The following is a 13,849-nucleotide window of genomic DNA, read 5'->3' as shown; positions in this document are numbered from 1 at the left end:
TAATTAAGTGGATTGCTCTATTGTTTATTAATTGTATAGATTGTTGTTTTGTTGGTTATTAAATTGTATTGTTAATTGATCGAGATAAAGAACTGGTCTGTTATTTGGATCTGGTTATATCCACTGCTTTTAAGTTTGAAAACTAAATTAATATGGTGTTTTTTTCTTAAAGGTTGCCAAATGATGAGTCTTTCGTCATTATGCGGCGAAAATTTTATAGATTGAACCACGTGTACTTATTGACTTTAGGTATACAAAAAGTGGTCTACGCATACACAACATTCATTAATTAAAAGACAAGGGTTATCTGTGAAGCAGACGTTAAAACTAACAGATATTATCGCAGTAGGCTTTATGCTATTTGCGTTCTTTTTAGGTGCGGGCAATATTATCTTTCCTCCTCTAGCGGGTCAGCTAGCGGGTGAAAACTTAATGCCAGCTATGTTTGGTTTCTTGCTAACAGCGGTAGGTCTACCTCTTATTACTATCGTTGCTATTGCTGTTGCTGGTGGTTCTTGGGATCACTTGACGCAAGATCTTCCGAAAAAAGCGGCAGTTCTTATGGCTGCACTGATTTTCATCATCATTGGTCCTGCGTTTGCTGCGCCTCGTACTGGCCTAGTGGCTTACGAGATGGCGGTGAAACCTTTCTTCCTTGAGGCATCACAAACGCATCTGACAGCGTTCTCAGTGATCTTCTTTATCGCAGCGATGATGTTCTCATGGTTCCAAGGCCGTTTGATCGATCTTATCGGTAAAGTACTGACACCAGCATTGTTCGTTGGTTTGATCATTCTTGCTGTCGCTGTCTTCCTTGATCCTCAGGGCGATATGATTGGCGCGCACGGTGAATACCTAACGCAGCCTCTGACCAAAGGCTTCTTAGAAGGCTACAACACAATGGATACGTTCGCGTCATTGATGTTTGGTATGCTGATGGTTGATGCACTGCGCGGTAAAGGCATTACTGAGCGCTCTGCAACTACTAAATATCTGATCTATGCAGGTTGTATTGCTGCTGCTGGTCTTGCGTTTGTTTACATCTCACTATTTTACTTAGGTGCGACGAGTGCAACGGTTGCTGCTGGTGCTGATAATGGTGGCCTAGTGCTTAGCCAATACGTTCAAGCGTTGTTTGGTCCATACGGTCAAATCGTTCTGTCTGTCATCGTATTGCTAGCGTGTCTGACAACCGCGATTGGCTTGATTTCTGCGTGTTCAGATTTCTTCAGCTCGAAAACACCACTGTCATACAAGCAATGGGTACTGATTAATGGTTCTGTTTGTGCATTGGTTGCAAACGTTGGTCTTGCACAGCTGATTTCTCTGTCAGTGCCAGTATTGTTTGCGCTGTACCCTGTGGCGATTGCGTTGGTTGCACTAACATTTGTGCGCAGCAAACTGCCAAATCCACGTTTTGCTTACCGCGCGGTACTGCTTGTATCTCTGTTGTTTGCGTTGGTTGATGCGGCAAAAGTATCGGGTATTGATGTTTCTGCGTTTAACATGTTGCCACTATTCGAAGTCGGCATGGGTTGGGTGCTTCCAACATTTGCGGCTATCGTGTGCATGTTCTTCATCGCGAAACCTCGCCCAGAACTAGCACAAGAAACCGCGTAATCACTTCGCGTTATCAAGATAATAAAAAGCCCGATGAATTACTTCATCGGGCTTTTTACTTTTTAATGATGACGTGTTTGCGCTATTAAAGCGTGTCGTGGAATTCCACAAGAACTTGTTCACACCATTTTTCGATGCGTTCATCACTCAGTTCGTACTGTGAGTCTTCATCTAACGCAAGTCCAACAAACTTGCTGCCATCTTCGATCAGTGCTTTCGATGCTTCAAATTCGTAGCCTTCATTTGGCCAGTAACCGATAAAGGTTGCGCCTGTGGCTTGTAATTCATCGTGAAGTAAGCCCATCGCATCTAAATACCACTCTCCGTAACCTTCTTGGTCACCCAGACCAAACAGCGCTACAACTTTGCCTTTCAGTGGTGTGGTCGCGATGTCTTGCCAAATCGCGTTCCAATCTTCTTGAATTTCACCAAAATCCCAAGTTGAGATGCCAAGGAGTAATAAGTCGTAGTCCGCCATTAGTGATAACGGTGTCTCTTTCACATTGTGAATGTCGACAAGGTCTTCACCAATAAGGGTACGAATTTTCTCTGCTGCCATTTCTGTGTAGCAGGTCGTTGAGCCGTAAAAGAGTCCGATTTTCATTATATTCGTCGTTATTTGTGTTGCTGTTGTGGAAGATTCTAACCATAAATTGAGGAAGATTGCAGCGAATATCCTATGTGGGATGATTTTTTATGGTATTGGATTGGCAGGTGCTTTAATCTAAATACTGTAAATATAAACAGATAAGGAAGCATTCATGACGGCACAACAGCCTGTCAATCAACAAGATTTTTCGCTTGTTGAGCAATTCTTAGATGCGATGTGGATGGAGCGTGGTCTATCAGAGAACACGTTGGCTTCCTACCGAAACGATTTAATGAAGCTGCTCGTGTGGATGGAAAAACATCGATACCGTCTTGATTTTATCAGTTTGTCTGGCTTGCAAGAATATCAAAGCCACCTTGTAGACTTAGATTACAAACAGACGTCCCGTGCGCGTATGTTGTCGGCTATTCGTCGTTTATTTCAATACCTGCATCGTGAGAAGGTGCGTGCTGATGACCCGAGTGCGCTCTTGGTTAGCCCTAAACTGCCACAACGTTTACCCAAAGATATTAGTGAAGAGCAAGTGGACGCGTTGCTCGAAGCGCCAGACCCGAATGACCCTATAGAATTGCGCGATAAAGCGATGCTAGAGCTACTCTACGCGACAGGGTTGCGTGTGACAGAGCTCGTCAGTTTGACCATGGAAAATGTTAGCTTGCGCCAAGGGGTGGTGCGCGTGACTGGTAAAGGTGGTAAAGAACGCCTGGTTCCTATGGGGGAAAACGCGGTCGATTGGATCGAGACGTTCATTCAACAAGGGCGCCCTGCGTTACTTGGTGATACATCATCTGATATTGTTTTTCCTAGTAAACGCGCAAGACAAATGACTCGTCAGACGTTTTGGCACCGTATTAAGTACTATGCTTTGATAGCAGGGATTGACACGGATCAGCTGTCGCCGCACGTACTGCGTCATGCCTTTGCCACGCATTTATTGAACTATGGCGCAGATCTCAGGGTCGTACAGATGCTTTTAGGACATAGTGACTTATCGACCACGCAAATTTATACTCACGTGGCGACTGAACGATTGAAGCAGATCCACAGTCAACACCACCCAAGAGCATAACAATGGTTAGATTCATCCATGTCTTCTTGGAAAAACGATTTTACATTAAGGTGAATTTCATGAGCGTATTACGCCGACTAACTCTGCTGACTTTACCATTTTTTGTTACCGCTTGTGGTGCAGAAGAAAGTCAGGCTCAAACGGAGACTCCTGCGCAACAAGTGGCGCCAGCTGCACAAAGCGGCTTTGATGAAGCAGCATTAAAAACTAAGTTCTCAAAGCTTGGTTTATCTATCGTTGATATTCAACCATCAGACGTCGCTGGCTTATTGGAAATTCAAACCAATGGCGGGATCCTGTTTGCTTCAAATGATGGTAGCCATTTTATCGCCGGTACGCTTTATGCCATTAATGATGATGGCAGTTACAAAGATGTCATAGCAGAGCGTCAAGCGCCGCTTAACGCCGAGAAAATTGCGCAGTTCTCCGATAGCATGATCGAATACAAAGCCGACGATGAAAAGTACGTTGTGACCGTATTCACCGATATCACCTGTGGTTACTGTGTGCGTCTGCATAGCCAAATGCAAGGCTATAATGATCTAGGTATTACAGTGCGTTACATGGCTTACCCTCGCCAAGGTGCAACTGGCCCTGTAGCGGAGCAAATGGCAACGATTTGGTGTGCTGAAGATCCGGCGTCGGCAATGCACAACGCGAAAGTGAATCGTACATTTGATAACCCTGCGAAAGACTTGAAACAGTGTAAAGAAACCATCCAGGCGCATTACAATCTAGGTCGCCAATTGGGTATTTCTGGTACGCCAGCAATCTTCTTACCGAATGGCGAAATGGTTGGTGGCTACCTACCACCTGCAGAGCTATTGAAACGTTTAAAGCAACTATAATCCATTAGGAGCAGAGCCGGCAAAGTTGTCGGCTCTTTTAAGCATGATAGAAATTCAACGACGTCCTGAACCTGATCTTTCCCTTCTTCCTGATTCCATTCCTCCGATTCTTAAACGTATCTACATCAACCGTGGGATAACGGATCTTTCACAATTAGAAACGTCGGCCCGTGGGTTGCATTCATATCAAAAACTCGGGGGGATTGAGCAAGCTGTCGATCTTTTGTTTCAGGCGATAAAAGAACAAAAACGCATCATCGTTGTCGGTGATTTTGACGCTGATGGCGCGACAAGCTCAGCATTATCAGTGCTCGCGCTACGTATGCTTGGTAGTCACAATGTGGATTACCTAGTGCCAAATCGTTTTGAAGACGGTTATGGGTTAAGCCCAGAAGTCGTTGACCAAGCCTTAGAGCTTGGCGCTGAGATGATCATGACGGTGGATAACGGCGTCTCATCAATCGAAGGCGTGCGTTACGCAAAAGAAAATGGCATTACTGTGCTTGTTACCGATCACCACTTGCCAGGACAAGTGTTGCCTGATGTGGATGCAATGGTGAACCCAAACCTTGAGAGCTGTAGCTTTCCATCTAAAGCGCTTGCGGGTGTAGGGGTCGCGTTTTATCTCATGATGGCACTATGCGTTCATATGCGAAAACACAATTGGTTTGCAGAACAGGGGATGCAAGAGCCCAAATTGATGGAACTGATTGACCTTGTTGCACTGGGTACCGTCGCCGACGTCGTTCCATTGGATGAAAACAACCGCATTCTTGTACACCAAGGCTTGCAACGTATTCGTGCTGGCAAAGCGCGTCCCGGCATCCAAGCATTAATTGAGGTCGCGAAGCGCGATGCGCGTCGTTTAGTTGCGTCTGACTTTGGCTTTGCTTTAGGTCCACGTATTAACGCTGCAGGTCGTCTTGATGACATGTCTTTCGGTGTTGAACTATTGATGTGTAACAACATCCACGCTGCTCGTCGCATGGCAAGTGAATTGGATGGCTTGAACCAAACTCGTAAAGAGATTGAAGAAGGCATGAAGCAAGAAGCGATGGCTTTCTGTGAGCGCCTTCAGTTTGGTGAAGGCAATGAGCTTCCTTATGGCTTAGCCTTATTCCAGCGTGATTGGCACCAAGGTGTGATTGGTATTTTGGCTTCGCGCATTAAAGAGAAGTTTCACCGTCCAGTCATTGCATTTGCTGATGGCGGAGAAGGGACGATTAAAGGCTCGTGTCGTTCTATTCCGGGGCTACACATGCGCGATGCGTTGGATTTCATCGACACACAAAACCCGGGTTTGATCATCAAGTTTGGTGGACACGCCATGGCAGCAGGCTTAACGATTAAAGAGCAGGATTTTGAGCGTTTCAGTCGTTTGTTTGATGAAGTGGTAAAAAAGGAACTCGATGAAGCGGCGCTAAAAGGCGTGATCATGTCAGATGGTGAACTTAAGCCGGAAGAGTTCTCTATGCATGTTGCTGAACAGCTGCGATCGGGTGGCCCTTTTGGACAAGCCTTCCCTGAACCAATCTTTGATGGTGAGTTTAAAGTACTGCATCAAAAGCTGGTGGGTGAGAAGCATCTTAAATTGATGTTAGAGCCGCTTTATAAAGGTCACCCTACCAATGTGATGATCGACGGCATTGCATTCAATGTTGATCTACGCCGATGGCCAGATGCATCGGTTAAAACAGTACGTCTCGCGTATAAGCTGGATGTGAATGAATTTCGTGGTAATCAATCATTGCAATTGATGATCGACCATATCGAAGCTAAGTAATACCTAGATTAACCTTTCTTATAGAGTACGGTTGCCCCTAAGTGGGCGTAAAATTTTATGACCGTGCTCTCTCTCACCGCAATCTGATTTCTCATCCGAAATTTTCCTGTATCTCGGTCACATTTTTCAGTAGAATTTCTCGGTTAAATTCTATTCTAAAATGTTGAGTAAACATGTTTGAAATCAATCCAATTAAAAACCGTCTGCAGGACGTGTCTCAGCGCACAAATGTCCTGAGGGGGTATCTTTGACTATGACGCGAAGAAAGAGCGTCTAGAAGAAGTCAACGCAGAACTTGAACAACCAGATGTATGGAACGAACCTGAGCGTGCGCAAGCACTGGGTAAAGAGCGTGCATCACTAGAAGCGGTTGTTGAAACCATTGATCAACTAGAGCAAGGTGTGGAAGATGTAGAAGGTCTTCTTGAGCTGGCTGTAGAAGAAGAAGATCAAGAAACATTTGACGAAATTGAACCAGAACTTGCTGAGTTGGAAGAGAAGCTAGAAAAGCTTGAATTCCGTCGTATGTTCTCTGGCGACCACGATAGCTCTGATTGTTACATCGATTTGCAAGCTGGCTCTGGTGGTACAGAAGCACAAGACTGGACTAACATGCTGCTGCGTATGTACCTACGTTGGGCAGAAGCGAAGGGCTTCAAAGCTGAAGTGATTGAAGTCTCTGAAGGTGAAGTCGCGGGTCTTAAGTCGGCAACAGTTCGCATCTCTGGTGAGTATGCGTACGGTTGGTTACGCACTGAAACGGGCGTTCATCGTCTTGTTCGTAAATCTCCGTTCGATTCAGGCGGTCGTCGCCATACGTCATTTGCTTCTGCGTTCATCTATCCAGAGATTGATGAAAACATCGACATCGACATTAATCCTTCCGACCTACGCATTGACGTTTACCGTGCGTCAGGCGCAGGTGGTCAGCACGTAAACACCACAGAATCTGCGGTACGTATTACGCACGTACCTACGAACACAGTGGTTCAGTGTCAGAATGACCGTTCTCAACATAAGAACAAAGATCAGGCAATGAAACAGCTTCGAGCGAAGCTATTTGAGCTTGAATTGCAAAAGCAAAATGCGGAAAAACAAGCTAATGAAGACGCTAAGTCTGACATTGGCTGGGGTAGCCAGATCCGTTCTTACGTATTGGATGACTCACGTATTAAGGACCTCCGTACGGGCATTGAAAACCGTAATACTCAAGCGGTTCTTGATGGCGATCTGGACAAATTTATTGAAGCTAGCCTGAAATCAGGTCTATAAAGCTTTTCACCGACAAAAACAGGATACATCGAAAATGACTGATGCTGTTCAAAACGAAACTGTACTAGAAGAAAATAAGCTGATTGCTGAACGCCGCGCTAAACTGGATGCAATCCGAAAGAGCTGCAAAGCGAACGGCCATCCAAACGACTTCCGTCGTGACGCACTAGCGGGCGACCTTCAGAAAGAGTTCGGTGAAAAGACGAAGGAAGAGCTAGAAGAGCTTAACCACGTAGTAGCAATCGCAGGCCGTATCATGGCTAAACGTGGTCCATTCTTGGTAATTCAAGAAACTTCTGGCCGTATCCAAGCTTATGCTGACAAAGCGGTTCAAAAAGTACTTAAAGAAAAATACCAAGGTCTAGATATCGGTGACATCATCGGTGTTAAAGGTGCACTTCATAAGTCTGGTAAAGGTGACCTATACGTGAACATGGAAGAGTACGAGTTGCTAACCAAAGCACTACGTCCACTTCCAGAGAAGTTCCACGGTCTAACTGACCAAGAGATGCGTTATCGCCAACGTTACGTTGACCTGATCGTTAACGAAGACTCTCGTCAAGCGTTTGTAGTACGTTCTAAAGTAATGTCTGCAATCCGCAACTTCATGATCTCTAAGCAGTTCATGGAAGTTGAAACGCCAATGATGCACGTTATCCCTGGCGGTGCGAGTGCGCGTCCATTTATCACGCACCACAACGCACTAGACATGCCAATGTACCTACGTATCGCGCCAGAGCTATACCTGAAGCGTCTAGTTGTTGGTGGTTTTGATCGCGTATTCGAAATCAACCGTAACTTCCGTAACGAAGGCCTTTCTCCACGCCACAACCCAGAATTCACAATGATGGAATTCTACATGGCGTACGCAGACTACAAAGATCTGATGGACCTAACTGAAGAACTACTAAGCTCAGTGGCGCAAGAAGTTCTAGGTTCAACGTCAATGCCTTACGGTGATGAAACGGTTGAGTTTGGTGGTACTTACACTCGTATGAGCATGTTCGAAGCAATCAAGCACTACAACCCAGACCACGCGCAAATCCAAGCGCTAACAGAAGAAGACCTACAAAACCGTGATCTAATGGTTTCTATCGCGAAATCTGTTCACGTTGAAGTAGAACCTTTCTGGACATGTGGTCAGCTTCTTGAAGAGATCTTTGGTGAAACAGCAGAACCTAAGCTAATGCAGCCTACGTTCATCACTGGTTACCCAGCAGATATTTCTCCACTAGCTCGTCGTAGCGACGATAACCCGTTCTTTACAGACCGCTTTGAGTTCTTTATCGGTGGCCGTGAAGTAGCGAACGGTTTCTCAGAGCTTAACGATGCTGAAGACCAAGATGCACGCTTTAAAGCACAGGTTGAAGCGAAAGAGTCTGGTGACGACGAAGCAATGTTCTACGATGCAGACTACATCACTGCTCTAGAGCACGGCCTACCGCCAACAGCAGGCCAAGGTATCGGTATCGACCGTTTGGTTATGCTACTGACTAACACGCACACTATCCGTGACGTGATCCTATTCCCTGCAATGCGCCCGCAAGCGTAATTCGATAGGATGAGTAAAAAACCACCTTCGGGTGGTTTTTTTTGCCTTTTAGTTAAGTTAATTCAAGTTGTTGCATTTGCTTTTTAATGGGATATGCAAATAAACATTCGCCAAATCTCAATCTATTGCATAGTCTTAATACTGAGACAGACGTGAGGGGGCGGAGTCTCGATAATGTTACCCGCTCGCAAAGATAAGTTTGTGGCACAAAATTTCTATTAACAATGAAAAAGGGTTAGAGAATGGCTGGGCAGTTTAAGATGGATTCCATCCCGGGATCGCTTGTGGTAGTTGGCGGTACTTATGAGCCTTGGTTATCGGTACTGGAGCAAGTGGGCTGGAAGTGTCACCAAGTAGGTGACTTACGCAAAGCTAATACGCTGTTAGAAGATATTGGTCCATGTATCGGTATTGTTGATCTCAGCCATGACGAGTTCAGCTTGAATGGTTTGGCGAACTTAGTCAGCTCTCACAAACACGTACGTTGGTTAGCGTTTATTCGTGAATCTCAGCTTGGCACTGACACCATATGCCAGTTCATTGTTAACTTTTGTATCGATTTTTTCACAGCGCCGATCCCAGATGCACAGTTATTAAGCACAATAGGTCACCAGCTTGGCATGCTTAAGTTGGAGAAAAAAGTTTGGCCTAGTTTTGGTAGCAGTTTAGATATGGGTTTGATCGGTGAATCTATCCCGATGAAACGTTTACGCGATCAAGTGAAGCGCATTGGTCCAACGGACGTCAGTATTCTGATTTCTGGGGAAAGTGGGACTGGTAAAGAGGCGGTTGCTAGGGCCATCCATAAAGTCTCTTCACGCTCTCATAAACCGTTTATGGCAATTAACTGTCGCGCACTCAATGAACAACGTTTCCAAGCTGAAGTATTTGGTATTAACGCCGATGAAGATATGGAAGCATGCCTGCTTGAACAAGCAGATGGCGGCACCGTGTTGTTTAACGACATTCTTACCATTTCAAAAGAGCAGCAAATGAATCTGCTGAGATTCTTGCAAGAAGGCACCATTGATACCAAAGATGGCGTAAAAGCGGTTAACGTGCGTATTCTTGCTGCTAACTCGTCAGATGTTGAAAAAGCTTTGATTGACGGTGACTTCAATGAAGAGCTTTACCATTACATCAACGTTTTGCGCATCAATGTCCCTAGCTTGAAAGAACGTGCGAGTGACATCGCATTGCTGGCTCGTTTCTACTTACAAGAGTTCTCAAAAGAGTACAACTCGCAAGCAAAAAGCTTTTCTGAGGATGCATTCAAGGCACTGACACGTTATTTCTGGCCTGGAAATGTGCGTGAGCTGATGAACCAAGTGAAGCGAGCGGTATTAATGTCCGACAGCGTAATGATTGAAGAGCATCACTTAGATTTACCTCAACGTAATGACTCAAAGCGCAGCTTGAAATCAATCCGAGAGAAGAGTGAACGTGATGCGTTGCTGGTTGTTTTGGAATCTCATTCTGGTCAAGTTTCAAATGCGGCGAAAGAGCTCGGAGTTTCGCGTGCAACCATGTATCGACTACTTAATAAACATAACTTGATTTCCGAACAAGCCATGTAGTTGGCCTTTCCCTGTGTTAAATAGGCGAATAAATACAATAAAAGAGAGTGGCCACAGAGCCGCTCTTTTTATTTTTGTTTGGTTTGATTTATAAAATCCGCAAATTTATATATTCCTCAGGTGAATATGTTATACGTAAAAGTATATGAAACTAAATTGCGGTGTATTGATTTGTTTTTAATCAAAAAGGCAAAAAATGTTTGATATATATCCATCAAAGCTTACAATTTAACCGTAACTCAATGAGTTATACCTTTCATAAACGGATTAATTTTTAGCTAGGAGGCGCAAGATGAAACATTACGTTGTTAACACCACTGCTTGCGCTGATCGTATGCCTATCGCTCCGATAACCCTTAAATCGGATGATACCAATACCACTGGCTCACAAGATAAAAATTAATCCGTAACCTATCATATTTATTACTAGGCTGCGGAAAAGTAGCGGCTTAGTATCAACAGAATATTTCTGTTCATTTTACGCACTATTTTTCCCAGTCGAATACATCGATAATCGGAGAAAATATTATGCGTCACTCTATTTACCTACAATTGGCCACTTTGCTATTGAAAGCAGACCTTAAACGCGAAGAAAAGCAATGGCAGCGCACCATACGCCGAACTGCTCATGATATTCCATGGACGAATGTTCATCTATTGAGAGATATTGGTTTAGATCGCGATGGGCGTTCTACACGTACCAATGTTCCGGATGCAGTAAAAGTTGAACGTCGAGTTCGTCACCTTCGTCGAGTCTTAACGTCGCGAATAATGACGTAATCGTTAGCGTGTTGGGCTGACTGAGTTGCTAACGAGTCATTCAACACGCTTAACTTTTTATATGAAGTATGACTTCATTGGATAAACAGCTGATCTTGAAGATCAGCTGTTTTCGTTTGAAGGTGGTACTGTTAAGGGCAAGGATTCGAGTAAGTTGTACCTATTGCTTGAATTTCAGTAAGTAGTTCGTCGCTAAGTTGCAAATCAATACTGTCGATATTGGCTTTTAATTGGTCTAGGTTTGTTGCTCCTATAATGTTAGAAGCAACAAATGGACGCTGATTGACAAACGCGAGCGCCATTTGTGCAGGGTTTAGACCATGCTCTTGAGCTAAATTGACGTAAGCTTCGGTCGCTTTAACACCTTGTGGAGTGAAGTAGCGCGCAAAACGCTCCCACTTAGTGCATCGAGCGCCTTCAGGTTTTGCCCCGTTTAGGTATTTACCACTCAGGCAGCCAAATGCCAAAGGAGAGTAGGCAAGTAACTGAACGCCTTCGTAATGGCTGATTTCAGACAAGCCAACTTCGAAGCTGCGGTTCAATAAGTTATATGGGTTTTGAATGGAGACAATTCTTGGCAAATCGTGTTTTTCTGCCAAACGCAGTAGCGACATCACCCCCCACGGCGTCTCGTTGGATACGCCGATATAGCGCACTTTACCTGCATTCACTAATTCAGTAAGCGCTTCCAACGTTTCAATTAACGTGACTTCTTCTTGTTTGTCAGGGTATGGGTAGTTGAGTTGACCAAAGCAGTTGGTTTGACGCTGCGGCCAATGTAGTTGGTACAAATCGACATAATCGGTTTGTAGACGATTAAGGCTGTCATCAATTGCTGTATGGATGTGGCGACGATTAAGGCTCATGTTGTCTCTAATGTGAGGAACATTGCGAGGGCCTGCCACTTTTGTTGCCAGTACTACTTTTTCTCTTTTGCCGCTTTTTGCCAACCAATTACCGATGTATTGCTCGGTGAGCCCTTGTGTTTCCGAGTTTGGCGGTACAGGGTACATCTCTGCGGTATCGATGAAGTTCACACCATGATCGAGGGCAAAGTCGAGCTGTTCAAAGGCGTCCTTTTCTGTGTTTTGCTCGCCAAACGTCATAGTGCCGAGGCAGATTTTACTGAGCTCAAGTGATGAGTGCGGTAGTTTTGTGTATTGCATATCACGTCCTTGAAGAGTTACCGACTAAATAAGTGACTCCAATATAGGGGATTTGTAGCCGCAATCGCAAATGATTTACGTATAAAGGAAGAGCAAACTCGAAAGCTACAGTTAGCCTAACTACACTTAAATGATCGTGTGAAGGAGGTATGTTATGCAGAAGCATCAATTGGACATGTGGCTACATGGTCCACATAAAGATACTTATAAAACTCCCAAAGTATTTGTGATTGGGTGTTCTGATGTCTCTGACTATCTTTTAGCTGTGGAGTACAAGCATCAACTTGAGCCGATTAAAGACGGTGAAGACCCGATACATTTTGGCTCTCTAGACTTAGTAAAAGAAGAACTATTGAGGCTAGGGGTCGATAAAGCGTATTTAAGGCTGCGCAATGCGTATGACGAATGTGGCACTGAAGAGGCAGCCTCATACTGCGATATTGAGTTATCGCTCGTGACGCACTAAATAGCTGATATAGTTTTATTCTGGTTGAGTGTTAATGTAGTGCTTGAGTAAGATCTGTTCAGTAAACTGTGTTCTAAGGTAAAAGCCTCGGGGCAGAGTTTTCATCGGCTTACCATTTGAGTTATATGCTTCGGTGAGCGCTTTTGCATTTGCGGCTTTAGGGCGAAGATGCAGCGCTTCTCCGTGTCTGGCGGAAATTTGATCAAATCTTCCCAAGACGATCATCTCCATTAACTCTTCCCAGTCATTTCGCAAAATCCGTTCTTCTTCTTCATCTGGTGACCAAATGAGTGGACTGCCCACACGTCTTTCAGCGAGTGGGATTTCTCGTTCTCCTTCTACGGGTACCCAAAGCACACGAGATAGCTTGTTTCGAACATGACTTGTTTCCCATGTAAGACCATGAACACCAGTGAGGGGGGCCACAGAAACAAAGGTTGTTTCTAAAGGTTTGCCAGAGTAACTGATCGGAATACTTTTCAACTCGATCCCTAGTTTTGCGAAATCTTGTTGAGGTTTACTGCCAGCTGGAGCGCCCAAGTGCCATTCGAGTAATTGACCCACCCAACCTTTATCACGTTTTAAGTTTTCAGGAACAATCATATTCGCCTCGGCGGCCAACTCAGCAAAACTGAGTCCTGCCATATCATGCGCTCGTTCCAATAGCTCTGCTTCTGTTTGTGGTTCTGGTTTCATAGTTACAAGGTGGTATTACAAAAAATATAGTTTATCAAACTCCGACCAAATCTACTGTTTAAGATTTCACCGAGGCGGTGTAAGAACGATCAATTCATAACTTATCCACAGGTGGAGGAGGTATTGATAAGATCCTGACGAGGTCTGTATGAATAAACAGGGGTTAAAATGCATTTTTGGGGTTGATTTTGTTGTAATCATCTAAACGAATAGCAGGTAAGTGTGGATAAATAGCCTGTTGGTGGATCTTTGACCGATCTGAGTTTGGTGAAAAGATCATCAAGAAATTGAAGATCGAACTATCGTTATTTTTAAAAATAAATACTTTTTTATCAATATGTTATGTTTGTTTTTTTGTTTATTCATTTGTTTTTCATTTGATGGGATTGAACTGAATTACTCATTTGAAT

Annotated in this window: 12 protein-coding genes; 9 read left to right on the top strand and 3 right to left on the bottom strand. The window is 44.3% G+C overall.

Going from position 1 to position 13,849, the window contains the following annotated elements; all coding sequences use genetic code 11:
* The first annotated feature begins 309 nt into the window (after positions 1 to 309).
* Entirely contained in the window at positions 310 to 1,620 is a 1,311-nt protein-coding gene (gene brnQ, locus R7P69_RS14110; RefSeq protein WP_005381792.1) for a branched-chain amino acid transport system II carrier protein, read from the top strand.
* A gap of 85 nt (positions 1,621 to 1,705) precedes the next feature.
* On the opposite strand, the gene fldB is transcribed toward brnQ, so the two are convergent.
* On the bottom strand, positions 1,706 to 2,224 hold the full coding sequence (gene fldB / locus R7P69_RS14105; protein WP_005381790.1) for a flavodoxin FldB: 519 nt from the start codon (positions 2,222 to 2,224) through the stop codon (positions 1,706 to 1,708).
* A 157-nt stretch (positions 2,225 to 2,381) separates the two neighbouring features.
* Here fldB and xerD point away from each other — a divergent pair, with 157 nt between their 5' ends.
* The 7 genes from xerD to R7P69_RS14070 all read left to right on the top strand — a co-directional run bounded on the left by xerD (position 2,382) and on the right by R7P69_RS14070 (position 11,111).
* Complete coding sequence (gene xerD, locus R7P69_RS14100; protein ID WP_005381788.1) at positions 2,382 to 3,299, top strand: site-specific tyrosine recombinase XerD; 918 nt, start codon at positions 2,382 to 2,384, stop codon at positions 3,297 to 3,299.
* Positions 3,300 to 3,358: 59 nt separating this feature from the next.
* Positions 3,359 to 4,147, top strand: a complete 789-nt coding sequence (gene dsbC, locus R7P69_RS14095) for a bifunctional protein-disulfide isomerase/oxidoreductase DsbC (protein WP_005381786.1) — start codon at positions 3,359 to 3,361, stop codon at positions 4,145 to 4,147.
* Between the two features lie 43 nt (positions 4,148 to 4,190).
* Complete coding sequence (gene recJ, locus R7P69_RS14090) at positions 4,191 to 5,930, top strand: single-stranded-DNA-specific exonuclease RecJ (RefSeq protein WP_017821504.1); 1,740 nt, start codon at positions 4,191 to 4,193, stop codon at positions 5,928 to 5,930.
* A 173-nt stretch (positions 5,931 to 6,103) separates the two neighbouring features.
* Positions 6,104 to 7,202 (top strand): peptide chain release factor 2 gene (prfB, locus tag R7P69_RS14085; RefSeq protein ID WP_100068604.1). Its coding sequence is split into 2 segments (ribosomal slippage): positions 6,104 to 6,178 and positions 6,180 to 7,202, totalling 1,098 coding nucleotides; the frame shifts between segments, so codons are not numbered across the junction.
* A 34-nt stretch (positions 7,203 to 7,236) separates the two neighbouring features.
* On the top strand, positions 7,237 to 8,754 hold the full coding sequence (gene lysS, locus R7P69_RS14080) for a lysine--tRNA ligase (protein ID WP_005382861.1): 1,518 nt from the start codon (positions 7,237 to 7,239) through the stop codon (positions 8,752 to 8,754).
* A 242-nt stretch (positions 8,755 to 8,996) separates the two neighbouring features.
* Complete coding sequence (gene vpsR / locus R7P69_RS14075) at positions 8,997 to 10,331, top strand: cyclic-di-GMP-binding transcriptional regulator VpsR (RefSeq protein WP_017635067.1); 1,335 nt, start codon at positions 8,997 to 8,999, stop codon at positions 10,329 to 10,331.
* 528 nt (positions 10,332 to 10,859) lie between these two features.
* Entirely contained in the window at positions 10,860 to 11,111 is a 252-nt protein-coding gene (locus R7P69_RS14070; protein ID WP_238952211.1) for a DUF1127 domain-containing protein, read from the top strand.
* A 131-nt stretch (positions 11,112 to 11,242) separates the two neighbouring features.
* Here the strand turns inward: R7P69_RS14070 and R7P69_RS14065 are convergent, their stop codons facing one another.
* Positions 11,243 to 12,277, bottom strand: a complete 1,035-nt coding sequence (locus R7P69_RS14065) for an NADP(H)-dependent aldo-keto reductase (RefSeq protein WP_213871852.1) — start codon at positions 12,275 to 12,277, stop codon at positions 11,243 to 11,245.
* Positions 12,278 to 12,431: 154 nt separating this feature from the next.
* On the opposite strand from R7P69_RS14065, the gene R7P69_RS14060 reads away from it, so the two are divergent.
* Positions 12,432 to 12,743 (top strand): DUF6482 family protein, encoded by a 312-nt coding sequence (locus tag R7P69_RS14060; RefSeq protein ID WP_005381772.1) that lies wholly within the window; start codon positions 12,432 to 12,434, stop codon positions 12,741 to 12,743.
* 15 nt (positions 12,744 to 12,758) lie between these two features.
* Here R7P69_RS14060 and mutH read toward each other — a convergent pair whose 3' ends face one another.
* Positions 12,759 to 13,439: a DNA mismatch repair endonuclease MutH gene (gene mutH, locus R7P69_RS14055; protein ID WP_017821501.1), complete on the bottom strand. Its 681-nt coding sequence runs from the start codon at positions 13,437 to 13,439 to the stop codon at positions 12,759 to 12,761.
* Positions 13,440 to 13,849: the final 410 nt, after the last annotated feature.

Source organism: Vibrio sp. 661, from assembly GCF_033339315.1.
GTDB lineage: Bacteria > Pseudomonadota > Gammaproteobacteria > Enterobacterales > Vibrionaceae > Vibrio > Vibrio alginolyticus.
The sequence above is the reverse complement of the archived record's forward strand: the minus strand, read 5'-3'. Positions and strand labels throughout refer to the sequence as shown.

Bases quoted from the DNA above. Each gene is read 5' to 3' on its own strand.
- fldB (WP_005381790.1), bottom strand. From the start codon at position 2,224: ATGAAAATCGGACTCTTTTACGGCTCAACGACCTGCTACACAGAAATG.
- lysS (WP_005382861.1), top strand. From the start codon at position 7,237: ATGACTGATGCTGTTCAAAACGAAACTGTACTAGAAGAAAATAAGCTG.
- vpsR (WP_017635067.1), top strand. From the start codon at position 8,997: ATGGCTGGGCAGTTTAAGATGGATTCCATCCCGGGATCGCTTGTGGTA.
- xerD (WP_005381788.1), top strand. From the start codon at position 2,382: ATGACGGCACAACAGCCTGTCAATCAACAAGATTTTTCGCTTGTTGAG.
- R7P69_RS14065 (WP_213871852.1), bottom strand. From the start codon at position 12,277: ATGCAATACACAAAACTACCGCACTCATCACTTGAGCTCAGTAAAATC.
- mutH (WP_017821501.1), bottom strand. From the start codon at position 13,439: ATGAAACCAGAACCACAAACAGAAGCAGAGCTATTGGAACGAGCGCAT.
- recJ (WP_017821504.1), top strand. From the start codon at position 4,191: ATGATAGAAATTCAACGACGTCCTGAACCTGATCTTTCCCTTCTTCCT.
- R7P69_RS14070 (WP_238952211.1), top strand. From the start codon at position 10,860: ATGCGTCACTCTATTTACCTACAATTGGCCACTTTGCTATTGAAAGCA.
- R7P69_RS14060 (WP_005381772.1), top strand. From the start codon at position 12,432: ATGCAGAAGCATCAATTGGACATGTGGCTACATGGTCCACATAAAGAT.
- dsbC (WP_005381786.1), top strand. From the start codon at position 3,359: ATGAGCGTATTACGCCGACTAACTCTGCTGACTTTACCATTTTTTGTT.